Here is a 25,265-nt window from a genome sequence, read left to right on the forward strand (position 1 = left end):
AAGTCAGTTGGTGAAAGCGGTCCTTGGGGCAATTTGCCAAGGGTCATTCGAAACGGTGATTTAGGAACTTTAACCGACGATACAGTGGGTCGGGTCGAGCGATTGGAAGAGGGCGGAACTCAAGCGCCGCCGGGATCTACGAGAAAGGCGACAGGGATAAGATTTGCCGGGAACAGTTTGGTCGGCGATGTGTTGTTAGAGCGCACTCAGGGCTTGGAGCAAGAACAACAAGCTCTATTGGAGGGCGCTCCCCTTGAGCAAACGTATCAAGAAGCATTGGCGCTGTACGCTCAAGCTAAACACGCCCAGGTTGAACAGATCGAGGATCGGATTGAAAACTTGATCGATCGTCAGCAAGCGCGTCTACAACACACGCAGGCCAATACGCCCGGTTTGTTGTCTATGCCTAGCGCGAAACGGGCATGGCAGGCCCGGCAAACACAACAGCAAGCACGTCTGCACAATTTGCATAATCGTCTTGAGACAGTGCGCGAAATCAAGGAAGGGATGGGGATTCATGCCCCAAAAATTGAAGAGCTGGCCACCCGTAAGATGCGGGCGGAGAATCCCGAGCTTGCGTCTGATTGGGATGCCATGCGTGAGGCGGCACGGCGTCATCAAGCGCTCATGCGCAAGCAGGAGAGGGAGCGCAAACAAACCCATGAGCAGCGGCAAGGCCGCTCTCAATCCTTAGGACTGTCAAAGCCCCTATAAACGATAGCCCGGTCCTCCGGGTTATGTATGCTGTCTTCACATCGAGGCAGCCCAAAGGACCAGTCCAGCCGCTATGATCGTCATGCCGGCGGCGATCAGGTTCATGAGGGCCACGCGCTTTGCTTCGCGGATCGGCGCCGCGAACTGTGCGGATGCCGCTTTAATCTCGCGGCGAATCAATTCCGCCGCCGACTTGGCGCCTTCCTGCATCGTCTGGGTCATAGTCTCGCGGCTGGCCGTCAGGGCCGCGTTGAGCGTCCTTTCCGCCTTATTTTTTGCATCATCGCTCCATCGGTGCGCAATTGCCTCAAGCTCTTCCTTGAAGTGGTCTAGGATCTCTTGCTGGGCGGCTGCGCTGTCCTGCATCAATCGCTCATTGATGGTTTGAAGGATCAGGATTGGATCGTCGCGGCCCACAGCGATGCCATGTTTAACTGCAATTTCCTTGATGGTTTCCTCAATTTTGTCAGTCGCCATTACAGCACCGCCGCGTTCTCAAGATGCCCAAAAATCTGGGTGCGCACGATCTTGAGCCGCTGTCGGGTCATGATGGTTAGCGATTGCATGGCTAGGGCTTCGTCGAAGGTCAGCCGGGCTTGCAGCATTTCCGAGAAATCCCGTCCGTAGGTTTCTTCCTTGAGCGTCGGAATCTGGATAATGGCCGATACACGAATTTTGTTGTCTTTGTAGGCCTTCATTTGTTCAAATCCCTTGCCTTCGTGCTCGATAGGTCCCCAATAAGGATTCAGCCAGACGACAAACACACATTCATCCGGGAACTGGCCGGCCAATTGAGCAAATCCGCTTACCGTGTCCTGAAGGGCCTGGCCGCCGGTGATGACGGTATGAACAACCATCTCATGTCCCATGTCCTTGAGCAGTGCCGGCACTTGGTTGCTGATGAGGTAATGCGAGAGCGGGACGAACGAGCTGGCCCCATTGTCGATAATGACATCGCTTTGGGTCGGCGCTATCAGTTCTACCAGGGCATCGAAGTTGCGGGTGTTGATTTCATCGCCATCCATGATGTTCAGACGACGCGCTTTTAATGCCTTGTAGCCCTCAAACGTCGCATTGACAGGATCGGTATCAATGCATAGAGGCGCTTGCCCCTTGCTTGCCTTGTATTGAGCAATTGCGGCCGCGATCATCGACTTACCGACCCCCCCTTTGCCTTGTAAAACCATATGAATTTTAGCCATTAAAATAAATCCTCTTTGTTGAGTTTTGGATTGAATACGAAGCCAGCCTGAGCAGAAGGCGGTGTCGTTGTTTTTTGTGTCTTGCTTATTTTTGATTTCGTATCGCTGTTGGCTGTGGCTGTTGTTTCGGTCTCGGTTGGACGGGCTTCCTGCGGTCGGCGTATCAAGCGGTTTACGTGGTTTAAGAATGTGTCGTAACCAAATTCGATCCGCTGGGTATCGAGCATGTTGGCCCATATCGTTTTAACTGCGTAACCCGCATCTAATGCGGCCTGCACATCGTTTTTAACGGCCAAGAATGCCACTAAGTTCTTGTCTCGTTTTGTTGATTGCCGTTTTTTGACCCATTCGCCAAGTTGTTCGGGATAGCTGTTAGCCATATCGATTTTTCATCCATCGTTTTCCTATTAATTGTCAACTTTGTGTCATCTCAATCCGGTTGTGTTCGATTATACGTCAATTATACTAAAAATTCTCTATATCGAAATTAAATTAGGATATTTTCCAGTCTTTATGTATGATAAATCGAAACTTCAGGGGGTTCCTATTCTTGGCGTAACCGTCCGTTAGGACAGGGCAGGATGTGTGAAGTAGGCCCACCCGCAAGCGGGATGTTCCTGCTTCACTGACCTTATTCGCGCTACGCACTCAACGGACATCCTGCTCTGCGAGGCTGGCCGGCTACCGCCGGCTTTAAATTGAGAGGAAACCATGGAACATAAAAAGAAAACACGGAAAAGCACGCCACCCATTAAGGTGTATTGCCTTCCGGAAGAGCGGGAGTTGATTGAAGGCAATGCTAGATCGGCAGGGATGAGTCTGTCTTCTTTTTTGATGACGGTCGGACAGGGTTATAAAATCACAGGTATTGTCGATTACGAACAAGTGCGCGAATTGGCACGTATCAACGGTGATCTCGGCCGTTTGGGCGGCTTACTCAAACTCTGGTTGACCGATGACGTGCGTACCGCTCAGTTTAGCGATGCCACTATTCGGGCCCTGCTGAACCGGATTGAGGCGACGCAAAATGAAATGGGGCGGGTCATGAAGTCCATCGTTCAACCCAGAGCTGAGTCATGATTTTTTTAGCGGCTAAAATTCTAAGGATCGTGTCTTGATTGCCAAGCATGTCCCCATGCGGTCGCCTGGTAAAAGTGACTTTGCAGGCTTAGCGGATTACATCACCGATGCGCAAGAAAAAACCGAGAGATTGGGGGCGGTTCAGGTCACCAATTGCGAGGCCGGTACGGTTCAAGCCGCAATTGCCGAGGCACTGGCAACCCAGCATCTCAACACGCGGGCCAAGGGCGATAAAACCTACCATCTACTGGTCAGCTTTAGAACAGGCGAGAAGCCCGGCGTAGATACCTTAAGGGCCATTGAAGAGCGCATTTGTATGGGGCTTGGTTATGGCGAACACCAGCGAATCAGTGCAGTGCATTACGACACGGATAATCTGCATATGCATATTGCCATCAATAAGATTCATCCGACACGCCACACCATGCACGAACCGTATTATCCGCATAAAACGTTGGCCGAATTATGCACAATTCTTGAGCGAGATTACCGGCTTGAGCCCGACAATCATATTCCGCGCAAGAGCGGTTCCGAAAATAGAGCCGCCGACATGGAACGCCATGCAGGCGTTGAAAGCCTGTTGGGTTGGATCAAGCGGGAATGTCTGGACGAGATCCGAAGCGCCGCGACGTGGACGGACTTGCATCGAGTGATGCACGAAAACGGCCTGGAATTGCGAGAGCGTGGCAATGGCTTTGTCATTGAGGCGGGCGACGGTACGAGGGTTAAGGCCAGTACCTTATCGCGCGAGTTGTCAAAATCGAAACTCGAGGATCGTCTGGGAACATTCGAGGCATCACCTCAGCGACAAGCCCAGACCAAGCGACACTATCAAAAAAGCCCGATTCGTCTACGGGTTGATACGGTTGAGTTGTACGCCAAGTATAAGGCTGAGCAGCAAACGTCGACGGCGGCTCGTGCCGCCGAGTTGGACAAGGCGCGAAAACGTAAGGAGAGGCGGATAGAGGCCGCCAAGCAGTCGAGTCGGCTGCGTCGAACAGCCATCAAAACATTGACCGAAGGGCGGTTGGTTAAGAAGTTGCTGTATGCGCAAGCCAGTCAAGCGCTTCGTAACGAAATACAGTCGATCAATAAGCAGTACCGGCGGGAGCGGCAAGGTTTCTATGATGCGTTCCGGAGACGGACATGGGCCGACTGGCTCAAGCAGGAGGCGATGCAGGGCAGTGCCGAGGCATTGACCGCCTTGCGTGCCCGTGAGGCCGCGCAGGGGCTCAAAGGTAACACTGTTAAAGGCGATGGACAGGCCAGGCCGGGTGCCGGTCAAGCGCCTACCCTGGACAACATCACCAAAAAAGGCACGATCATTTTCCGAGCAGGCAGGTCGGCCGTCCGGGATGATGGCGATCGCCTGCAAATATCCCGAGAAGCTTCCCATGAAGGATTGCAACAAGCCTTGACGTTGGCAATGGAACGCTACGGGAGCCGTATCACCGTCAACGGCGCCGCCGAGTTCAAGGCGCAGATTATCCGAGCCGCCGTCGATTCGCGTTTACCCATCACCTTTGCCGATCCGATCTTGGAAAGTAGGCGGCAAGCGCTTTTAATCAAAGAGAACAGTCATGACAAACGAACAGAACAACATCGAGGCCGAGCTGGACGCGGCATTGGCCGCTCTGGATCAGGCGTCGCTGCCGACCGGCACTCTACTCGATCAGAATCCGATGGCCGAGCAGACGGCGGTCGAGGAACAGGGGGGAATGTTAGCGCCGGCGTCAGCCGGAAGTCCGACATTGGAGGCATTGGACGAATCCCGCCGCCCCAAAGCCGGCACCGTTTGCGAGGGCTGTCCCAACTCGGTATGGTTCGCATCGCCGGCGGAAGTGAAGTGCTATTGCCGCGTGATGTTTTTGGTCACCTGGAGCAGCAAGGAGCCAAACCAGATAACGCATTGCGACGGGGAGTTTCTGGGGCAGGCGTGAGTCCTGAACAAATCACTGCCGCTAAAAAATATATTGACGAAAGAGAGCAAAAGAGGCTTAAAATAAACGATATACCGAATCATAACTTATATAATGGACAAAAAGGAGCCTTCGCTTATGCAGGAATCAGAACTGTCGATGGTCAGGCTTTGGCATTATTGAAACAGGGCGATGATGTTATGGTTATGCCGATCGATCAAGCGACGACCAGGCGATTGAAACGTGTCGGGATAGGCGATTTCGTCACGATTACCTCGATAGGATCGATTAAAACAACAGCAGGCAGGAGTCGATGACTACATGAGTACAAAACACCATAATGCAGTGGGTCCCCAGATACGGCGAAAAAAGCAAGGCAATAAACTGTTGCCGGCTTTAGGGGTGCTTTCGCTGGGCGGCGGGCTACAGGCGGCCACGCAGTATTTCGCTGCTGCATTCAACTATCAAGAGAGTTTGGGCGCTCACATCAATCATGTGTATGCGCCCTGGTCGATTTTGCAATGGGGGGCGGCATGGTTCAACCAATATCCGAATGAATTCATGCAAGCCGGCAGTGTGGGGATATTGGTTTCAACGACGGGTCTGCTGGGCGTAGCCGTTGCGAAAGTTATCGCTTCGAATTCATCGAAGGCCACTGAGCACCTGCACGGTTCGGCTCGATGGGCCGGGGAGCAGGATATTCAGGCGGCGGGTCTATTGCCACGGCCGCGCACTTTTCTTGAAGCGGTGACCGGTAAAGATTCGCCATCCTCTACCGGGGTGTATGTCGGTGGATGGGAAGATAATAAGGGTAAATTTTACTACTTGCGCCATAACGGGCCGGAACACGTTTTGACCTATGCGCCGACCCGTTCAGGCAAGGGTGTCGGACTTGTGGTGCCGACCCTGCTTTCCTGGCCGGCCAGCGCGGTTATCACCGACCTGAAAGGCGAGCTGTGGGCATTGACAGCGGGCTGGAGAAAGCAGCACGCTAAAAACAAGGTTCTAAACTTTGCGCCGGCATCGGTCAGCGGCGGCGTATGCTGGAATCCATTAGATGAAATCCGCACCGGAACGGAATACGAGGTGGGCGACGTACAGAACCTTGCCGCCCTCATTGTCGATCCGGACGGCAAGGGTCTCGAATCGCATTGGCAGAAGACCGCTTTTGCGCTGCTGGTTGGCGTCATCCTGCACGCACTCTACAAGGCAAAACAGGAAGGCACGCAGGCCACGTTGCCATCGGTCGACGCCATGCTGGCCGATCCTAATCGTGACATTGCCGAGCTCTGGATGGAAATGGTGACCTACGGCCATTTCCAGAACGGCGAGAACCATCCGGCCATTGGCTCAGCCGCCCGCGACATGATGGACCGCCCCGAAGAAGAAGCCGGGTCGGTCCTTTCCACGGCCAAATCCTACTTGGCCCTGTATCGAGATCCCGTCGTAGCCAAGAATGTCAGTCAGTCAGAGTTTCGCATCAAAGATTTAATGAATCACGATGACCCTGTGAGTCTGTACATCGTGACTCAGCCGAACGATAAGTCCCGTCTGAAGCCGCTGGTGCGCGTGATGGTCAACATGATCGTTCGTCTGCTGGCCGACAAGATGGAGTTCGAGAACGGTCGCCCGGTGGCGCACTACAAACATCGTTTGCTCTTGATGCTGGATGAGTTTCCAAGTCTTGGCAAGCTGGAAATCCTGCAAGAGTCTCTGGCTTTCGTAGCCGGTTACGGTATCAAGTGTTATCTGATCTGTCAGGACATTAACCAGCTCAAGAGCCGTGAAACAGGATACGGTCACGATGAACAGATTACCTCGAATTGCCACGTTCAGAACGCTTATCCACCCAATCGCATTGAGACGGCCGAGCACCTTTCGCGCTTAACCGGGCAAACCACTGTGATTAAAGAGCAGATCACCACCAGCGGACGCCGAACGGCCGCCATGATGGGGCAAGTCTCACGCACCATTCAGGAAGTGCAGAGGCCCTTATTGACGGCCGATGAATGCTTACGTATGCCGGGGCCGCGTAAGAATGCGGCGGGTGAGATTGAAGAAGCGGGGGATATGGTCATTTATGTAGCCGGGTATCCCGCCATCTATGGAAAACAACCGCTCTATTTTAAGGACTCGATTTTTCAAGCGCGGGCTTCGATCCCGGCTCCGCTGTTGAGCGACAAGCTTATTCAGGTGCACGACGAAGTGGAGATCACGATATGAAGTGCTTGAAACGCTTTACGGATCGTGTTGCGAGAGCAGGAATTGCCGCTCTGATCGTTAGTGGATGCGCTTATGCTGCCGGAGTACGCATTAACACAACGAAAAGCATTCCGGTTGGCTTGTATTTGGCCAGCAATGCTCAAGTAGCTAAAGGCGCCTATGTGCTGTTTTGTCCGCCGGAAAATGAAGTGTTCACAATGGCGAAGGAAAGAGGGTATATCGGGGCCGGGTTTTGCCCGGGTGGATATGGTTACCTGATGAAACGCATTTTAGCGGCTAAAAACGACATCGTAGTGATCGATGAAGCGGGTGTAAGGGTCAATGGCGAGCTTCTTCCTCTTAGTGTACCCCGCAAGGTTGATAGTGCCGGGCGGGCATTGCCGCATTTCCATGTAGAGCACTATAGATTAGGCGATGACGAATTACTGCTGATGTCCGATGTGAGCGGCACGTCCTTTGATGGCCGCTACTTCGGGCCTGTCGATCGTTCACAAATTAAGACCGTGATACGGCCGGTAATGACGTTGTAAGGAGCGGGTATGAATCTATTTATTGCAGAAAAGCCTTCTGTGGCAAAAGCCATTGCGGGGGAATTGGGAATGACAGGCAAAGGCGATGGCTTTATCCAGTGTGGGAGCAACAAAGTAACCTGGTGCTTTGGACACATGCTCGAGCAGGCCGAACCGGATGATTACACACCGAGTGAAGTACCACGCGGCCGCAATGGCAAGAAAGTCTGGCGAGTTGATGAACTGCCTATCATTCCGACGACCTGGATACTCATGCCCAAGGAGGATGCAAAGAAACAATTGACCGCGATCGGTAAGCTACTCAAAGAGGCCGACGTCATTGTGAACGCCGGCGATCCCGACCGTGAAGGACAATTGCTGGTAGATGAGGTCCTTGAACACTTCAACAATACCAAGCCTGTACGTCGTTTCTGGGTGTCTGCGCAAGACTCTGTTTCAGTCCAACGTGGCTTGGCCGCCTTGAAGGATAACACCCATTTTGCCGGCTGGGCCGATGCCGCCAAGGCACGGCAGCGTGCCGACTGGCTCATAGGTATGAACCTTAGCCGCGCATACACGTTACGGGCGCAACGTGGCGGTTCTCGAGCGCTGCTGACCGTTGGCCGAGTACAGACGCCCACCTTGGCCCTAGTTGTTGCGCGGGATAGAGAAATAGAAGGCTTCAAGCCGGTCCCGTACCACACTATCCGAGCCGAGATTCAGCACGCTGGGGGTTCCTTTTTCGCCGCGTGGAAGGCTAAAGAAGATCAAGTCGGCCTTGATTCCGAAGGCCGACTTGTCGATACCGCTATTGCCAACGCGCTGGTCGAGAAGATAGCCGGTAAGCCCGGCATCATTGCCGAGTATAAGGAGGAGGCCAAGACACAAAGCCAGCCGCTGGCTTTTGCGCTGTCCGACATAACGCTATTAGCCTCCCATAAATTCGGCTATAGCGCTGAAGAGGTGCTGAAAGCCTGCCAGACGCTTTATGAAACGCACAAATTGACTTCCTACCCGCGTACCGATTGCGCCTATCTGCCGGAATCTCAACACGCCGATGCAGCCGGTATTTTGGCAGCGATCAAATACGTCAATCCCGAGCTGGGCGGGATCGTGGACGGTGCCGATCCACGCATCAAGTCCAAAACGTGGAACGACTCGAAGATCACCGCGCACCACGGGATCATCCCGACGCTGCACAAGGGAGGAAAGTCCGGCCTTAGTGACAAAGAGCGCACTATCTATGAGCTGATTGTTCGGGCTTACCTCGCTCAGTTCTATCCGTTGCACGAGTACAGGCAAACAACCGTGAGTGCAGAAGTCGAGAGCGAAACCTTCACTGCGAACGGGAAGGTCATCACGCGCAACGGCTGGCGAGATGTATTCCAAGAAGCCGACGAGGACGACAAACACGATTCGGTAGAAGGCAACGGGCAACGCTTGCCGGCCATGAAACAAGGCGACGATGTGACCTGCGGACAGGCCACTAGACGGGATGCCAAGACGAAGCCGCCGGCCAGGTTTACCGAAGGCACGTTAACCCGCGCAATGGAGAACATACATAAATTTGTATCGGACCCGGATCATAAGAAGGTGTTGCGTGATGGCGATGGCATCGGTACATCGGCCACCCGAGCATCCATTCTTTCGGAGTTAAAACGCCGAGAGTTCCTAGAACTCAAGGGCAAACATATTATTAGCACGACATTGGGTCGCAGCGTCATCAATGCTTTGCCGGAAGTCGTGAAAAGTCCGGTTTTGACTGCCTTGTATGAACGAATGTTGAAAGGTATCGAGCAAGGCAATACCGAGATGGGCGCATTTATAGCCCGGCAAGAGGATTTTATCCGCGAACAAGTGGCGAAGGCGAACGCGGGAGCCGTGCGCATTGCCGGCGGTAAAGAGGGGACTCCGGTATCTTCGCTGCACAAGTGCATGGCGTGCGGTAGCGGTCTTTCACGTCGACCCAGCAAAAAGCCAGGGCATTTTTGGTGGGGATGCAGCAACTTCCCTACCTGCAAACAAACCTATCCCGAGCTAAAAGGACGACCTGACTATAGCAAGGGCCGCGACAACAATCAGACAGTCATTAAGGGGTAATACCATCATGAATAATGAAACTAATAGCCGTTCAAACACCGAAATCGAGATAGCGGTCAAGCCGACTGACGCACTGATTGAAAAGCTGAGCGACGCAGAAACGGCGCCAGGCTTTGAAGTGGAGTTTGATCCGGATGAGGCTGAGAAAGCCGGCGCATTTGAAGAGGATGCTATCGGTGAATCAGACGCGTTAGACAGTAGCGCGGACTTAATCTCGGGTAGCTAAATATGGCGAAGAAATCGAATCCGGATCAATGGGATTTATTTAACGACTGGCTGGTCGTGGCTGATGCGCCGATATCGCCGATTGTTCATTCAAAAGAAGAGGCGGATCCATCACCGATATCGAAAGATCAGTCTCGTTATGTTCTCGCGTTACGACTCGCTGAAAAGCTCGATAAGGACGGTGAAATCACGACAAAATTCTTAACTGATGAGGCCAATCGCGCTTTCGGCGGAACGATGGCCGAAGGGGTATATTCAACGAAAGACGCCTATGATGCGATGGAAACGGCATTCAACATCCATCTAGGCAACACCGAGAAAGCCGATTGGACTGAACAGGATGCCACATGGGCAACCCGCAAAACTAAAGAACTCACCAGCCGAATCCGGAAACTGCCCACGCAGACGCGGCGGGATGAGGAAATGGAAGAGTTTCAGCAATTCAGCACACCGCCTGCTTTGTCGTTTGTTGCCAATTGGGTGGCGAACGTCAAGCCCTATGATGTGATGGGCGAACCCTCCGCAGGGACTGGCGATTTAGCGATCTGGTCAAAGATTGCCGGGGCCGAAATTGTTTTAAATGAATTATCGCCACGCCGGCAGGCGTTACTTTCCTCATTGTTTCCAAAGGCGAGACTGTTCAAGGAAAACGCGGAGCAGCTGGACAACGTATTACCGCCCGACATCAAACCTACCGTCATTGTCATGAATCCGCCGTTTTCTTCGACCGCTGGCCGAGTGCAGGGGCAACGCGACACATCGAACGGCGCTAGACATATCGAACAGGCCTTAAAACGGTTACAAGACGGCGGCCGGCTGGTGGCTGTGGTCGGCAATGGAATGGCCGCTGATCGACCGGCATTCGCCAACTGGTGGAAGGAGATAGAGAAAAAGTACACCGTGCGTGCGAATGTCGGCATAGCCGGCAAGGAGTATGCGAAGTACGGTACGACGTTCGATAACCAACTCTTGGTTATCGATAAAACCGGACCGACGACTCAGCCCGTCTTAACGGGTAGAGTCGATTCGGTCGCCGATTTACCCATATTATTAGAAGGTATTAGAAATGAACGTCAGCACATACAACGAGGCTTCAATCAACCAGCAATCGATGAAGATACTCCAACAGTCCCGGATAGTTTACAACCCAGCGACGGAGCTCGCGGCACTGGTTCTGATACGGGAAGCTCTCGAACGGAACCTATTGGACACGGGGGAGATTCAGGAGCCTCTGTTACTGATAGCCAAGTTGGAGGCGAATCCGGAATTGGCGATGATGCTAATGACGGAATCGGAACCGGGAGTGGAATTTCAAATGGAACTGTCGGAGACACTGGCCGAAGCGGCGGCGCAGATATTGGAGGAAATAGTGGCATCAGCGAAAGCAACCCTGTCGGCGCCGTTGCAATAGAGGTCAAGAGCGGAGAAGTCAGCGAGTTCACCGATTCCGTATTCGCATCTTACAGCCCGCAACGCCTCACTATTCCAGGCGCAAAACCACACCCCGGAAAGCTGGTGCAGTCAGCGGCAATGTCGGCCGTTGAGCCGCTAACGCCGACTTATGCTCCGGTTTTGCCCGTGAATGTAATACAAGATGGCCTACTGTCTATTGCGCAACTTGAGTCTATTGTTTACACAGGACAAGCACATTCTGAATTGTTGCCGAATGGATCACGGAAGGGCTTTTTCATTGGCGACGGCACCGGCGTCGGCAAAGGCCGGGAAATATCCGGCATTATTCTCGATAACCTGATGCAGGGTCGAAGCAAGGCCGTCTGGGTTTCGTTCAACGAGGGATTGATTGAGGATGCGAGACGGGACTTCGCAGGCGTAGGCGGCGATCCCAGCAAGATTTTCTTTCAGGGCAAAACCAAGGCCGGTAATGAAATCACTCAAAAAGACGGCATTCTGTTTACCACTTATTCAACACTTCGCGGGGGCGAGAAAAAATTAGCCAATGACTTAGGGCAGAAGGGCGGCAAGACCCGTGCTCAACAGATCATTGACTGGCTGGGCAAAGATTTTGATGGCGTGATTGCATTTGATGAAGCGCATAGCATGGGTAACGCTATTGCCGTCAAGGGCAAACGCGGCGTTAAAAAGCCTTCGCAACAAGCGATTGCCGGTATCAATCTGCAAAAAGCGCTGCCCAATGCGCGGGTTACCTATGTGTCGGCTACCGGCGCTACGGAAATTAGCAACCTGAGCTACGCGGATCGGCTGGGTCTGTGGGGTGAAGGCACGCCATTCGCCAACACGACTGCGTTTATCGATAATGTGTCTAAAGGCGGTATTGCCTCAATGGAACTGATTAGCCGTGATATGAAGGCGATGGGCATGTATCTCGCCCGTTCGCTGTCGTATGACGGCGTGAGCTATGAACGGCTGGAGCATACGCTTTCAGATTTGCAGGAAGACATCTACAACGAACTCGCCGGCGCTTGGCAAGTGGTTTTAGACAATGTGGATCAGGCATTGGAAATCACCCAAGCCGGTAAGAGCGGCGCCGGGAAGAGTGCGGCAATGTCGCAATTCTGGGGCGCTCATCAGCGTTTTTTCAATCAAATCATCACAGCGATGCAAACGCCTCGTGTGATTGACGATATACGCGAACAGCTGGATACCGGCCATGTTGCCGTCATTCAGTTGGTCAACACAAACGAGGCGTCCCAAGAACGGATCATTGCCGATGCGGCGGCCAATGACGCAGCCCTTGACGACTTGGATTTTACGCCAAGACAGATGTTGATGGACTACGTGCGCAACGGTTTTCCGGTGGCGGCCTACGAAGCGTCTCAAGACAGTAACGGTAATACTGTTTATATCCCTGTCCGTGATGCAGAGGGTAATCAGGTCTTTGATCGCGAAGCGATTGCCTTGCGTGACGCTTTATTGGAAACGCTGCATCAAATCCGGGTGCCTGAGAATCCGCTCGATTCCATCATCAATGCCTTTGGTTCTGACACGGTAGCCGAAGTCACCGGCCGTAGCCGCAGGTTTGTCCAGGTTCGTGATGATGAAGGCAATCTAAGGGTTGTTGAAGAGAAGCGCGGTAAGAACGCGTCCAGGGCCGATGCCGAAGCCTTCCAAAACAACAAAAAGGATATTTTGGTGTTTTCCGGAGCGGGTGGCACCGGGTACTCATTCCATGCCGACAATACCGCGGAAAATCAGCGTAAACGGGTTCACTACATTTTGCAGCCGGGTTGGCGGGCCGATTCAGCGGTACAGGGCTTCGGCCGAACCCATAGGACTAACCAGGCGCAAGAACCGCATTATGTGTTGCCCACGACCAACCTGAAGGCGCAAAAGCGTTTCGTATCATCCATTGCCCGCAGACTGGATCAGTTAGGCGCATTAACTCGCGGCCAACGTGAAGCGACCGGTCAAGGCATGTTTACGGCATCCGATAATCTTGAAAGCGAATATGCCTCGACTGCGCTGAAGAATTTCTTTAGTGATCTTTATCGCGGTCAAACCGGCCTGTCATTTCATGAGGTCACCAAGCAGATGGGGTTAAGCCTGCTTGATGAGAATCTATCGTTGAGTGAAAGCAAGATCCCGGCAATACCGCAGTTTTTGAATCGGTTGTTGTCGCTGAAAACGGATATGCAGAACGCTGTTTTTGGCGAGTTTGAGGACAGGCTCATAGAGGCCGTGGAATATGCCAAGCAGCGGGGGTTATATGATGTTGGTTTGCAGACCATGACCGCTCTGAGCATAGTCAAGACGCGCGATGATGTTGCTTATGAAGATAAAAATACCGGAGCACAGACCCGCTATGTCGAGTTGGCTGTTACCAACGAGATTAAATATAACGCATGGGAAGATGCCAAAAAGTTCGTGCGCGAAAATCCAAGGGATAACGACATCAGCGGATGGTTTGTCGCTGAGTTCGGAAAAAACAAAGGCGATGTCTTTTTTCTTTCGGATATAGGCGAAAGACTCAATTCAGAAGGCAAGACGGTACACCGCGGCGTCGTGCATACGATCAGAAAAAACGATCATCGATACATCGATAATGCCGATGCGATTAGTCGCGGCTATGACTACAGGTCCGTTGTCTCTAATGGCGTAGGTAGTTATCAGAAAGTGACGCTGACCAGGGCGATCGATGAGAAGGAAGCCGAAAGGCTTTGGAATGAACAATTGGCCAATGCGCCGAAAACTGAAACCAAAACAGAGCGGATGATAGTCGGCGTGATCTTGCCTATTTGGGATCGTGTCGAGGGATCGGAAACCATCAAGCGGTTGCAAACCGATGACGGCGAACAGCTGCTGGGCCGCATGTTGGGACCAAAGGCCGCCAAGCAAACGCTCAAGAATTTGGGGCTGGATTCCGGTTTGTCCAATATGTCGGCCAGCGATTTATTTAATTCAATCAAGAACGGCAACAAGGCCATTCTTTCAAACGGCTGGGAAATTACAACCGCCAAGGTCAATCGCGAGGATCGGATCGAGATCAAAGGGCGAGGCTATCTAACCGATGCCGAAAAACGTCTTCTGAAAGATCAGGGCGCATTTGTCGAGCGTATCAGTTGGGTGGATCGGGTATTTATTCCAACGGGTAGCAACGGAGTTGGCGTGTTTGAACGGATCACCGCATCGAAACCTGTTGTTGATTTGATCAAGAAAAGCCGGAACAAGGACAACGATGACGTTGAGCAAGAACATGGCATTCCCAAAGTAAAAAACGAATCGGCCATTCACCCTGTGAGTAGTGAGTTGGTCGTCAAAGCTGATGATGTCAGTAATACCGCAGACGTACAAAGCCAAAGTGGGGTTATTTCAATGAGTCAGAAGAATCAGAAGAAACCGTATCACGAGACAGTCGCCGAGAATTTAATCAAGCAACTCGAAGCCGGGACAGCGCCGTGGCAACGACCTTGGGAGGCCGGAGCGTCAGGATCTTTCTTGCCGTATAACCCGACTACCGGGAATCGCTACAAGGGGATCAATGCGCTGCACCTGATGGCTCAGGATCGCGTCGATCAGCGTTGGATGACCTATAACCAAGCGGCGGCCGAAGGAGCGCAAGTCCGCAAAGGCGAGAAGGGCACGGGTATTCAGTATTGGAAGTTCACCGAAGAACAGACCAAGAAAGATGAGTATGGCAAACCCGTTTTAGACGCCGAAGGAAAGCCCGTTAAAGTGACTGTTAAGCTTGAACGTCCTAGGGTGTTTTTCGCGACCGTATTCAACGGTGAACAAATCGATGGTTTGCCGGAGCTTGAGAAAAAAGAACAAACATGGGATCCGATTGAGCGGGCGGAGACTATATTGAACGCATCCGGTGCCAATATTCAGCATAACGGCGGTGAAAGAGCATTTTACCGATCATTGACCGATAGCATTCACTTGCCGGATAAGGGGATGTTTTCAAGCGCAGATCGCTATTACTCGACGGCATTACACGAGTTGGGCCACTGGACTGGTCACTCATCACGCCTGGACCGAGACCTGGCACATCCTTTCGGCAGCGAGGGGTACGCCAAGGAAGAACTTCGGGCGGAAATTTCCAGCATGATTTTGGGTGATGATCTTGGGATTGGGCATGATCCAGGTCAACATGCGGCTTATGTTGGATCGTGGATCAAGGCGCTTAAGGAAGATCCATTAGAGATATTCCGAGCGGCCGCTGATGCCGAAAAGATACAAGGCTATATTCTTGGTCTTGAACAACAGCACATCCAGGAGCAGGAGAAAGCGCAGACACACACTGCAACACTTGCCGATCTTACCACGAAGGAATACCAGCGCATGCAAGCTGCGGAGGAAAATTATCATCAGGAGTTAGTCCGTGTGTACGGTGAATCCAGCGCAAATGAGGCCCGTTACCAATTAAGCCATGAGGATCCCATTGTTCAAGCCTCCAAAGAAGCGTTTCTTGCCGCATCTGAAGCATGGCACAACGCAATTAATGACGCACGGAAATCAATAGATGGAGGCAATGTATCCCAAGCCAACGAGGATAAAGCGATGACAGAATACCAAGACGAGCTTGCACGATTGCTAAAACTTTCGACATCGACACCAAAGTTGTCGGCATTGGCCCGCTCCGAATCATTAAGCAAACGAGAATTGTTGAATGAGATTGTGTCAATGGAACCCCCGGAAACGAATAGCAAAGAATTTATTCTCGCCAGCGATCAATTTACGTTTTGGAACGGTGATGGATGGCGTGGACTCGATGAAGCCAAACGTTACAACGATCCTACTACAGCATTCAAAGACGCCCTTTCTTTAGAGGAAAGTGAGCGCGATTATCTGGAAGAGAGTGCGGTTATGCTTTATGAGCACGATCACAATGCAAAAACGTTCAATCTAACAGTAACAACCGCATTGATGAGCAACAAACCGGCTTTAAGAGATCGATGGATTAAGCACTTCGGTGAAGCATGTCCGGAAGATGTTTTAGCGGCTAAAACAGAACGCAGTAATACCGAAAACATTACGCAGGGAGATACTGATTCAACGTCTAATTCCAGGACCTATATCAATGTTCCCTATCAGGAAAAGGATGACGCGAAAAAGCTTGGTGCTCGGTGGGACCGGCAAGAGCGATCTTGGTTTATTCCCCTTGGCGTTGATCCCGAACCATTTGCTAACTGGACAACACATAAAAGCGACGAGTCGGTTGATCGACCCATTGATTACGAACCCGTAAGCCCGATCCAAAATGATAAACGCGAGTATTTAGCAGTGCCGTATGGTGAACGTAACGCCGCCAAAGCCGCCGGTGCGTTATGGGATAAAGTTGCTAAGTCGTGGTACGTTGGCCCTAATGCACAGAGGGATGAGTTAGAGCGCTGGAAACCTGATAATGTCCCTAATCAACAAAGTCCGGCAATATCCCCCATGGAGGAATTCGCAGACGCCATGCGATCGATAGACTTTATTGTGGCCGACGGACACCCAATTATGGACGGCAAAAAACACCGAATCGAAGTGGGGGGCGATAAGACCGGAGAGAAATCCGGATTCTATGTCGGTCACTTGGATGGTCACCCTGCCGGCTACATTAAGAACAACCGCACCGGCATTGATATGAAATGGAAATCAAAGGGATATTTGCTCGATCCACAGGAAAAAGCAAAATTGCAGGCCGAGGCTGCCGAGAAATTGGCAGCCAGGGCGGCTGAACAGGAACGCGTCCATGAGGCTACTGCGCAACGGGTAAGCCGTCAAACGGCTAATTTAGTGCCGGTATTCGAGTCAACCCCCTATCTACGTGATAAAGGCATTCAGGCACATGCCGGCACACTTACCGACGCCGGGGGCCAGAAAACGTACATTCCGGCCACTGACGTCGATGGCAAGCAATGGACGATGCAGTATATTCAAGAAGATGGAACTAAGCGGTTCGCCAAAGATAGCCGTAAAGAAGGTTGTTTCCATGTGATTGGTGGGATTGAATCCCTGGATCAAGCACCGGCCTTGGTCATTTCCGAGGGTTACGCGACGGCCGCCACTAATGCCGAGGCATTGGGTTTCGCCACGGTAGCCGCATTTGATTCCGGAAATCTTCAGGTTGTGGCCAAGGCGTTGCACGAAAAGTTTCCGAATAAACCTGTCATCATCGCCGGCGACGACGATAGGAACCGGCTCCTCACGGATGGTATTAATCCAGGTCGCAGTAAAGCCGAAGAGGCGGCCAAGGCTGTTAATGGCACCGCGATATTTCCAATTTTTGCGCCGGGTGAAAATGTTTATCCACCTAATCTTGAAGCGTTTACTCCCCAACAGTATAGAGAGCATGATCGTGCAATGCGCCGTCTCGAAGCTGCTCAGAAGGAGCCGGAAACGGTAAAACTTTCGAATCAGGAAGTGATTAAACTGCAAAATGCTTTGCTCAGCTCTGAGCAAATTGATGCTCTTGATAAAATGAAGGCACATACAGATTTTAATGATCTTGCCACACGGAGCCAATTAGGGCGAAACGGATTGGAACGCCAGGTTAGGGCGGCACTTAGCCAAGCTCTACAAGCCCAAAAACAACGCCAGGAACGGAAACAGAATATAGAGCAAACTAAGGAACTAAAACGAGTACATGTAAGAGCTCGCATTTGAAAACGGTCGGACTCGCATTTATCGCCGGTTTCAGCTCGAATTAACTGCAAATAAAAATCCTGCCGAGCTCAGATTAAATGCAAATGAGCTTGCATTTATCAGTGCCGGCTCGCGTTTGATTTTCTCAGGCTCACTTTATCTGCAAATGAAATCCGGTAACGCCCGTTCAAATCCGGATGTCCTCCTTGAACGATCAAAACCGACCCCTAGTTGACATTCGAAGCTTTGCGCTCAATGTCGGCAGGGATTCAATTAGCTGCCATTCAACGTAAAGGTAAGGGGCGCGCCGCTGAAGGAAGCTATACGAAGCCATTGAACCCGATAAAAAGGAAGCCTTCAAAACCGCCAACGGACGGCGCGTCCCTTTGACCGTTGTGTTAGGCAATTACTATCTCCAAATTGTCAATCAAATCAGAAATAACAGCATTTTCCCCAGTGCGCGATTCAAAGAAAATTTGGTTCTTATCACCGACGTTAATCTGAAACTCATCTGTCAAATTGGCTGGAGTTCTTTGTTTAATGGAGAGGGATTTAAAACGTCCGATATGAAATTTTCCACCAGAACACTCGGCAAATTCATTTTTAAGACGTTCAATCCAGCCGCTAGTATCAAAGTGATATTTAACAAGAAAAACCGTGGGAAACACCTGGTGTTCTTCGATAGGAAGAGTTGTGTGGGCTTGGCATTCCTCTCCGATCCGATAACTTATTTCAGAAGCGTTCAGTCTCTTTATGGACTCTTCTAGAGAATCCGCGGCCTTAAATGCAATACCACTGAAACCTCTGAATGCCGTACCTTCAATTCCAAATCTGACTCTAAAATTTATGAATTCGATATTGATATCACCAAAATTCACACCAATGCTGGTGTACTCATCTTTTTTCATTAAAGGCCATGCAAAAGGCAAACCTAGCCGTTCCGCTACATTATTAGCAACTTTCAAAGGGTCTCCGACTTCAATCATAAGATGGTCTATTTCAAACATTCTGTATTTATCCTAATTTACCTCGGTCAACGAGTGAGGCCTTACGCGACTTGTTATCACTGCCTTAGTCATACTCAGCATTCTGAGGCAGATCATCCGTAATCTCGAACCAAGGAGCTTTACTCGCCACGAATACATGACGCCCTGGTTTTACTTCCGGGTCGGTGTCGAGTGTGCCGAGTGGAAAACCATAGACTTCAGGAGCTGCGTCGAATTTCGTGTAAAGGCTGGAGCCGCAGTTTGAGCAGAAGCCTTTGTGCTCACCAGGAGACGATTCGTAGAACTTCAGCAACTCCTGACCTTTGAGAGTACGCCAATCCGAGGATTGAACCTTCGCGCGGGTTCTGAAAGCAGAGGCATGGAGCTTTCGGCACATTGAGCAGTGACAGTTTAGAACGTCGGTCAGCGGCCCGTCGATTTCGTATTGAATGCCTCCGCAGAGACAGCTACCCGTTTGCTTCATTTGTGCAACTTTCTTGTGTGATAACGTAAAATTTAGGGGCAGGCCGCTTTTGGCCTGTCCCGCTCGAATGCCGAGTTAGGCTTGATTCTCGGATAGCCAAGCCATCACCTCAACGACATTTTTATCTGGCGGAAATACAGGATAAAAGCACTTTTTGATCACCCCATCTTTAAGAATGAGCGTCAGCCTTTTGATCAATTTTGAGCCGCCAACTTCAAGCAGGGGCAGCTTCAAAGCAGATGAAAAAGAATGATTAGCGTCGCTCAAAAGCAGATAAGGCAACTCCAAGCGACTAGAGGCTTCTTTTTGTTCCTCCGTTGATTGACTGCTTATACCGTAAACGCCAATGCCATTGCGTTTGAGTTCAGTGTGATTGTCACGATATGAGCAGGCTTGAGGCGTACATCCTGCAGCACCTGGAATTTTAACCCAGCCTTCTGGGATGGAAACTCCGGGGCGACCTGTCATTGGATAACAGAAAATTACATTCCAACCAGACAAGCCGGATAGATTGATTTCTTGATCATCGGTTGACCACAGGGAAACATTCGGTACCAGCATGTTTTCCAAATGCTCGCATGCGCCATCATCCAAAGGAACTGGCAAATCTAGAGGAATCGAAAAAATTACATCAGGTGGAGGCTGAATATTTTGCATCGTGATTATCTAAAAAGCCGTCGCTGTGCCTGCGATTGTTATACGATTGAGACTTTTACAAGCGCTGATTCGTCAACAATAGAAACAACACTCTCTTCAAATACGCAGGGATGGTCGTCTGCGCTGAACGACTCTAATGTGATCGTAGCATCAAGCTTTAATGCCTTCCTGGCTATATCGCGTACTGTGTTCGTCACAGATTTTTCATCAAAGGAGCCTCTGTCATGCCTAGAGCCATCAGCATTCCATGACACCTGTTTAGATTTACTGCTCGTATGCTTCTTCCTCGCGATATGAACATGTCTTTGTTGAGGAATATTAGGGTCTTCTGGGTCGATTCTCATCATGTAGTCTTTATAGCTTGAAGGTTTCCAGTAACTCTCTAATGCTAGGCAATCACTCTGAAGTAGTGATTCTGGAACCTTAACAAATATATGCTTTATCTGATCATCGTCTGCGCCCTCATCTGGCTCATCGAAATAGCCTTTAAGGATGTCTTTTATTCTCATATGTCACCCACACTTAGTTTCATATAACGCCAAGCTCAGCCGAGGAAGGCCGCGATGCGGCCTGACGTCGGCTGGAGCAATGTGTTAGCCATTTTTAGCGACGATGTGGGTAGGGATGCCGTCAATGCTCATTTGGTTCTTCTCCTCCCAGTATTGCTTCAAACCGTCATCACCTTTCTTTGTTGCCCAATCAGAGAGCAATTCTCGATCACCGGCATACGAAAAATAGGGGACAGCCATCCCACAAGAAGTTTGCACGAGGTCAATTCTAACGTCGAAAACTTGTCGAGCGCCAGGCAATGCGACAAATCGACCAAAAAGATCATCCCACTCGGGGTCAGTCCTGTGCACAACCTTTGCCGTTCCATAAAGCCGCAAGATCAGAGGCGGACCATCAAAGGCACAGAACATGATGGTCATTCGTGGGTTCTGCTGCACATGAGCGGACGATTCATTACCGCTACCGGTTACATTTAGCCAAGCAATACGCGAATTGCTTAGCACCCTAAACGAGTCCATACCTTTTGGTGAGATATTCACGTGACTATCTGCGGTTGCTGTCCCGACAAAGAAAATATTTTGTCCTTTGATGAACTGGATATGTTTATCGGATAATTCCTTAAATTGTTGACCCATTGGGCACTCCGTGTTGTTGGGCATCAAATGTCTGCTTGATCGAAAATTCAGCGTCATCTGACGGCACCCCCGATCAGCGCGAGAAGAGACCTCAACTCATCGACCATCTGTCTAGGCGCCGGCAGACTCATGCCGTTCAATCTCATCGGGTATCGGAAGTAATAGGGCTTATCGTGCGCCGAATTCAACAGCGTGCACCACTGAGGCGGTTGCGCTGGTATCGCCAGCCCACCTGCCACTGCTTCCGCCCACAATGCTTCGAGGTTGTGACGGATAGAGGGTGACCGCAATCTCTTTTCCGTCGACCCTGAACTGGCAAGAAATGCCTTTAACGCACATTCGAGCGTTTGCGCAGAAAGAAAGGCGCAGGAGAGGAGTTTTGGCGAAGTGGATATTGCCAATGCCTCGGCTCCTTCAAATAGTCCACGCGCTGCAATCAGATAGCTTTGAGCCTCCGTAGGAGGAACCATCGTAAGCGGCGGAAGCGATACCGTCGGCAGGGTGGCTTGCATGGAAGCGTGGATGATCTTTGTCATGCCCAACGCTGCTAATCAGCCGCGCGGCTTTTTGCGTCGGCTGCATTAGCCTTGTTGGGCAATCTTGCCATTCGAAGGGTCGCCTCCTCGCGTTCTGTAACGATGAAGCCTAGCCGCTCATACAAGCGCCTTGCGGGGTTGTCCGAAAATGTCGTAAGCCGAATGGCCTCTTCGCAATGTCGATTCAACAGTTGCTCAAGAATCTCAGTGCCGATACCCCTGCCGTGCAGGAAGGGCGACAATTGGATATTTTCAATGTATACGCCGCAATCATCGCGCTTCACGCTCAGATAGCCAACTCGTCGCCCGTGCATGACCACCATGGAGATATGGTCAGGATTGAAACTCTTGCGAAATTCACCCGAAGCCCATCCGCCCCAATGGCGACAGAATAGATCAAACATGTTCCGCTTAGTGAGCCTGTAGCAGTACTGATAGTCTGCATCGCAGGCGGGACGGATCGAATATTTCATTCGTGCACCATCGGTCATCCAGCAGCCAACAGGTTATTGTCCCGATCTGGCTAACATACGGAGTTTCCTGCTTTATTGTCAAGAATGCTGCTTCAACGCTAAATATTTTATATAGTATAACCTATATTTCATTCATGATAAACCGATCGGGATAATTCTAAAGCCTCGTTCTGAATAACCGCAATTACCAACTCAAGCGAAAGTCAAACATCTAAATTAAGAGACAGGTTTAGGGAAGTGCAAAATCATAGCCGACAGGATGTGCTCTGGGTCGAAACCGGTAGCTTCTGTTCACATGCTCTCGTTAGTCCTCATTAGTAGCCCGCTTCTTTCTGGTGTCGAAAGGCAATTACATAAAGAGCATTATCATCCGGTTCATAGCGATAGAGTGCAACAAAACCGGAATCGCCGAATGGAATGAGTAATTCACGCAATTTTGGAAGTTCTTCCCACGGCCTGCCGATTTCGGGTTCTGTTTCTAGGAGCTCAAATTGCTGTGCAATTGCCCGCGCGGCTCTTGCCGCAGCCAAAGGATTTTTTTCGGCTAAAAATAGGCGACAGCGTTCCAAGCCTTGAGTCGCTCCTTCGGTAATAATTATTCGTGGCACTCTGGGCTCTCTTGCTCATGCTCTGTACCCCAGGTGCTGAGCCAATGACGCACTTCTTGGCCCGTTAGGTGTTTGCCCGTTTCTTGATAAGCCTGCCAAGCTGACAAGGCTTCTTGTTTGAAACTTTCTCGAGCTTCTTCGCGTTCAACGTAATCGCGAATGGCTTCGCGCATAATCCAGTGCGATGATCGGTGCCGCAGATCAGCCAAATTCTGAATTCGACTTTTCAAATCCGCATCGAGTTTAACGGATGTTGCCATAGTGATCGCCTCGTTATTAAAAGGTAGTACCTTCGAATACTCTAGCATGAAAGCCTAGCATTTTCCCAATGAAATGTCAGTGCAGCTTTGGCTTTTGCTCTGCTCACTTTACGTCCTATAATCTATTTTATAGGACCTAAAAACACCCCCCAAAATCCCGCCTCATTTGCACCTATATATAAGGTATAAACACCATGACCGACTTGCTGCTGAAAAATCCCGAACGCGCACTGACCGCGAAACAGTTTCAGCAATTATCCGACGTGCCGCCGGAACTCGAATGGTTTGCCAACATCAATTCCGAGAAAACCCGAAAAGCTTACCAGAATGACATTCGCGATTTCGCGCAATTTGTCGGCATCAGCCAACCGGCTGAGTTTCGTATCGTCACCCGGTCCCATGTCATTGCCTGGCGAAAAACCATTGAAGAGAATAAATTCTCCGACGCCACCATCCGCCGTAAGCTCTCTGCTCTGTCTTCCTTATTTGAGTATTTATGTGAGAAAAACGCCGTGACCCATAATCCGGTCAAAGGCGTGAAGCGACCGATGGCCAATAACAACGAAGGCAAAACCCCGGCTTTGAGTAACGACCAGGCTCGATTGCTCTTGGAAGCACCGCCGGAAGACACAATAAAAGGACAACGCGACCGGGCGATTTTAGCCGCTCTGCTCTATCATGGTCTGCGCCGGCAGGAACTGTGTAATCTACGCGTCAAAGATTATCAGCGCCGCAGTGGCGTGATGATGTTTCATGTCCACGGTAAACGGAAAAAAGAGCGCTTCGTGCCGGTGGAGCCGAAAACCCAACGTTTGATCGCCGAATATCTGGAAACGGCTGGCCATAGTGCGGATTTGGAAGGTGCTTTGTTTCGGCCGGTGAAAAACAACTCGACTGGAGATCTCACTAAACCGCTCAATCCGCGTTCGGTGTATCGGGATGTGGTCATGTGTTACGCCAAACAAGTCGGCATTACGCTCGATACCCACGGCTTTTGCGTGCACTCGCTGCGAGCAACTGCTGCGACCAATGCGCTCGATCATAAAGCCGATATCGCCAAAGTCCAGGAATGGCTGGGCCATGCCAACGTGTCGACCACCCGGCTTTACGACAAGCGGCATAGCCGTCCGGAAGATAGCCCGAGTTTTAAGGTGGAATATTAGGTGTAGCAATGAACGATCAACAATCATTCGTAACAACTCGGGTAAAACCGCTCGTGCCCCCGATGCTTTTTCTCGGTAAATGCCGGCGATGTAATATCCTTCCTCTCGGGCACTATGCACAATGTCGGTTTGGCGGGTAAAGTCTTGTTCTTCGGTACTGACGCAGAGGTAGATACGAGCGACTTTCATAAGGTAGCCAAAAATATAAAGACCAATGAACATTGGCTAGCTCTAGCGGGTTGTCGGCTTTTTATTCTTTGTTCCGGGTAAAAGCAATTTGTGATACATTGATTACATGTATTCAATATTTGACGTAAAGGGGACTATACATGGCCACCTCCATAAGACTTTCTCCGGAAATTGAAAAACGGCTTGATTATCTGGCAGGTCAAACCGGCCGTACAAAGGCATTTTATTTACGAGAGATCATCGAGAAAGGACTGGATGATATGGAAGATTATTATTTGGCCACCGATGTGTTAGAACGGGTTCGCAAAGGTGAAGAACGCGTTTATTCATTGGATGAAGTGGAGAACGCGCTTGGCTTGGCGGATTGAACTGACAGAGACGGCGAATAAGCAACTAGCAAAGCTCGATAAGGTCGAAGCGAGGCGTATCACGAAATTTTTGAGGGAGCGTTTGGCTGCTACCGACAATCCACGCAATACAGGCAAGGCTTTATCAGGTCCACTTGGCGGTTTGTGGCGTTATCGAGTGGGCGACTATCGATTAATTTGTGAAATTCAGGACGGCGTGTTGTGCGTCTTAGTACTGAAGATCAGCAATCGCCGAGAAGTGTATAAGTGAGATCAGGAACAAGGGAGATATAAGTAAAGCCAGTGATTCCAGCACTCACGAATGCTTTGAGTGAAGCAAGGACAGAGCATTCAATCAAGAAGCGCATTAGGACGGACGCCAACTCGGTTTTTCTT

The 25,265-nt window shown here is 50.8% G+C and carries 23 protein-coding genes and 1 pseudogene; 11 read left to right on the forward strand and 13 right to left on the reverse strand.

Features of this window, described 5'->3' with window-relative positions; all coding sequences use genetic code 11:
• Positions 1–156 precede the first annotated feature (156 nt).
• Positions 157–714, forward strand: a complete 558-nt coding sequence (locus ACINK7_RS22715; protein ID WP_404361623.1) for an IncP plasmid survival protein KfrC family protein — start codon at positions 157–159, stop codon at positions 712–714.
• A 36-nt stretch (positions 715–750) separates the two neighbouring features.
• Here ACINK7_RS22715 and ACINK7_RS22720 read toward each other — a convergent pair whose 3' ends face one another.
• The 3 genes from ACINK7_RS22720 to ACINK7_RS22730 are packed head-to-tail and all read right to left on the reverse strand — an operon-like array spanning position 751 to position 2,296.
• Positions 751–1,191, reverse strand: a complete 441-nt coding sequence (locus ACINK7_RS22720; protein ID WP_017842776.1) for a conjugal transfer protein TraM — start codon at positions 1,189–1,191, stop codon at positions 751–753.
• Entirely contained in the window at positions 1,191–1,916 is a 726-nt protein-coding gene (locus tag ACINK7_RS22725; RefSeq protein WP_404361607.1) for an ArsA-related P-loop ATPase, read from the reverse strand. The genes ACINK7_RS22720 and ACINK7_RS22725 overlap by 1 nt, the downstream gene beginning before the upstream one ends.
• Entirely contained in the window at positions 1,916–2,296 is a 381-nt protein-coding gene (locus ACINK7_RS22730; RefSeq protein ID WP_404361608.1) for a TraK family protein, read from the reverse strand. Before ACINK7_RS22730 ends, ACINK7_RS22725 begins: the two co-directional genes overlap by 1 nt.
• Before the next feature lie 331 nt (positions 2,297–2,627).
• On the opposite strand from ACINK7_RS22730, the gene traJ reads away from it, so the two are divergent.
• The 7 genes from traJ to ACINK7_RS22765 are packed head-to-tail and all read left to right on the forward strand — an operon-like array spanning position 2,628 to position 18,042.
• Positions 2,628–2,996 (forward strand): conjugal transfer transcriptional regulator TraJ, encoded by a 369-nt coding sequence (traJ, locus tag ACINK7_RS22735; protein ID WP_404361609.1) that lies wholly within the window; start codon positions 2,628–2,630, stop codon positions 2,994–2,996.
• 34 nt (positions 2,997–3,030) lie between these two features.
• Positions 3,031–5,232, forward strand: coding sequence for a TraI/MobA(P) family conjugative relaxase (traI, locus tag ACINK7_RS22740; protein WP_404361610.1), 2,202 nt, complete (start codon positions 3,031–3,033; stop codon positions 5,230–5,232).
• A 4-nt stretch (positions 5,233–5,236) separates the two neighbouring features.
• On the forward strand, positions 5,237–7,138 hold the full coding sequence (locus tag ACINK7_RS22745) for a type IV secretory system conjugative DNA transfer family protein (RefSeq protein WP_404361611.1): 1,902 nt from the start codon (positions 5,237–5,239) through the stop codon (positions 7,136–7,138).
• Complete coding sequence (traF, locus tag ACINK7_RS22750; RefSeq protein ID WP_404361613.1) at positions 7,135–7,668, forward strand: conjugative transfer signal peptidase TraF; 534 nt, start codon at positions 7,135–7,137, stop codon at positions 7,666–7,668. The genes ACINK7_RS22745 and traF overlap by 4 nt, the downstream gene beginning before the upstream one ends.
• A 9-nt stretch (positions 7,669–7,677) precedes the next feature.
• A complete protein-coding gene (locus tag ACINK7_RS22755; RefSeq protein ID WP_404361614.1) occupies positions 7,678–9,747 on the forward strand; it encodes a DNA topoisomerase III in 2,070 nt (689 codons plus the stop codon).
• Positions 9,748–9,754: 7 nt separating this feature from the next.
• Positions 9,755–9,973: a conjugal transfer protein TraD gene (locus ACINK7_RS22760; RefSeq protein WP_404361615.1), complete on the forward strand. Its 219-nt coding sequence runs from the start codon at positions 9,755–9,757 to the stop codon at positions 9,971–9,973.
• 2 nt (positions 9,974–9,975) lie between these two features.
• The gene (locus ACINK7_RS22765) at positions 9,976–18,042 is read left to right on the forward strand and encodes a strawberry notch-like NTP hydrolase domain-containing protein (protein WP_404361616.1); all 8,067 of its coding nucleotides are present in this window, start codon (positions 9,976–9,978) and stop codon (positions 18,040–18,042) included.
• Between the two features lie 377 nt (positions 18,043–18,419).
• Here ACINK7_RS22765 and ACINK7_RS22770 read toward each other — a convergent pair whose 3' ends face one another.
• The 9 genes from ACINK7_RS22770 to ACINK7_RS22810 all read right to left on the reverse strand — a co-directional run bounded on the left by ACINK7_RS22770 (position 18,420) and on the right by ACINK7_RS22810 (position 23,170).
• Entirely contained in the window at positions 18,420–19,028 is a 609-nt protein-coding gene (locus ACINK7_RS22770; RefSeq protein WP_005372857.1) for a hypothetical protein, read from the reverse strand.
• Between the two features lie 64 nt (positions 19,029–19,092).
• The gene (locus tag ACINK7_RS22775; protein ID WP_017842786.1) at positions 19,093–19,491 is read right to left on the reverse strand and encodes a GFA family protein; all 399 of its coding nucleotides are present in this window, start codon (positions 19,489–19,491) and stop codon (positions 19,093–19,095) included.
• Positions 19,492–19,566: 75 nt separating this feature from the next.
• Positions 19,567–20,148, reverse strand: coding sequence for a peroxiredoxin (locus tag ACINK7_RS22780; protein ID WP_017842787.1), 582 nt, complete (start codon positions 20,146–20,148; stop codon positions 19,567–19,569).
• 38 nt (positions 20,149–20,186) lie between these two features.
• Positions 20,187–20,657: a DUF6367 family protein gene (locus tag ACINK7_RS22785; RefSeq protein ID WP_017842788.1), complete on the reverse strand. Its 471-nt coding sequence runs from the start codon at positions 20,655–20,657 to the stop codon at positions 20,187–20,189.
• Between the two features lie 84 nt (positions 20,658–20,741).
• The gene (locus ACINK7_RS22790) at positions 20,742–21,293 is read right to left on the reverse strand and encodes a pyridoxamine 5'-phosphate oxidase family protein (RefSeq protein ID WP_017842789.1); all 552 of its coding nucleotides are present in this window, start codon (positions 21,291–21,293) and stop codon (positions 20,742–20,744) included.
• Between the two features lie 53 nt (positions 21,294–21,346).
• The gene (locus ACINK7_RS22795) at positions 21,347–21,829 is read right to left on the reverse strand and encodes a hypothetical protein (RefSeq protein WP_404361505.1); all 483 of its coding nucleotides are present in this window, start codon (positions 21,827–21,829) and stop codon (positions 21,347–21,349) included.
• An 11-nt stretch (positions 21,830–21,840) separates the two neighbouring features.
• The gene (locus ACINK7_RS22800) at positions 21,841–22,302 is read right to left on the reverse strand and encodes a GNAT family N-acetyltransferase (protein WP_144053598.1); all 462 of its coding nucleotides are present in this window, start codon (positions 22,300–22,302) and stop codon (positions 21,841–21,843) included.
• A gap of 314 nt (positions 22,303–22,616) precedes the next feature.
• Positions 22,617–22,910 (reverse strand): type II toxin-antitoxin system RelE/ParE family toxin, encoded by a 294-nt coding sequence (locus ACINK7_RS22805; RefSeq protein ID WP_404361506.1) that lies wholly within the window; start codon positions 22,908–22,910, stop codon positions 22,617–22,619.
• On the reverse strand, positions 22,898–23,170 hold the full coding sequence (locus tag ACINK7_RS22810; RefSeq protein WP_404361508.1) for a CopG family ribbon-helix-helix protein: 273 nt from the start codon (positions 23,168–23,170) through the stop codon (positions 22,898–22,900). Before ACINK7_RS22810 ends, ACINK7_RS22805 begins: the two co-directional genes overlap by 13 nt.
• 194 nt (positions 23,171–23,364) lie before the next feature.
• On the opposite strand from ACINK7_RS22810, the gene ACINK7_RS22815 reads away from it, so the two are divergent.
• Entirely contained in the window at positions 23,365–24,333 is a 969-nt protein-coding gene (locus tag ACINK7_RS22815; RefSeq protein WP_404361510.1) for a tyrosine-type recombinase/integrase, read from the forward strand.
• A 15-nt stretch (positions 24,334–24,348) separates the two neighbouring features.
• On the opposite strand, the pseudogene ACINK7_RS22820 reads toward ACINK7_RS22815, so the two are convergent.
• A pseudogene (locus ACINK7_RS22820) lies at positions 24,349–24,522 on the reverse strand (resolvase); the annotation flags it as partial.
• A gap of 140 nt (positions 24,523–24,662) precedes the next feature.
• On the opposite strand from ACINK7_RS22820, the gene ACINK7_RS22825 reads away from it, so the two are divergent.
• Positions 24,663–24,890, forward strand: a complete 228-nt coding sequence (locus tag ACINK7_RS22825; protein ID WP_090415455.1) for a DUF6290 family protein — start codon at positions 24,663–24,665, stop codon at positions 24,888–24,890.
• The gene (locus ACINK7_RS22830; protein ID WP_404361511.1) at positions 24,874–25,140 is read left to right on the forward strand and encodes a type II toxin-antitoxin system RelE/ParE family toxin; all 267 of its coding nucleotides are present in this window, start codon (positions 24,874–24,876) and stop codon (positions 25,138–25,140) included. Before ACINK7_RS22825 ends, ACINK7_RS22830 begins: the two co-directional genes overlap by 17 nt.
• Positions 25,141–25,265 lie beyond the last annotated feature (125 nt).

The organism is Methylotuvimicrobium sp. KM1 (genome assembly GCF_044788715.1).
Taxonomy (GTDB): domain Bacteria; phylum Pseudomonadota; class Gammaproteobacteria; order Methylococcales; family Methylomonadaceae; genus Methylotuvimicrobium.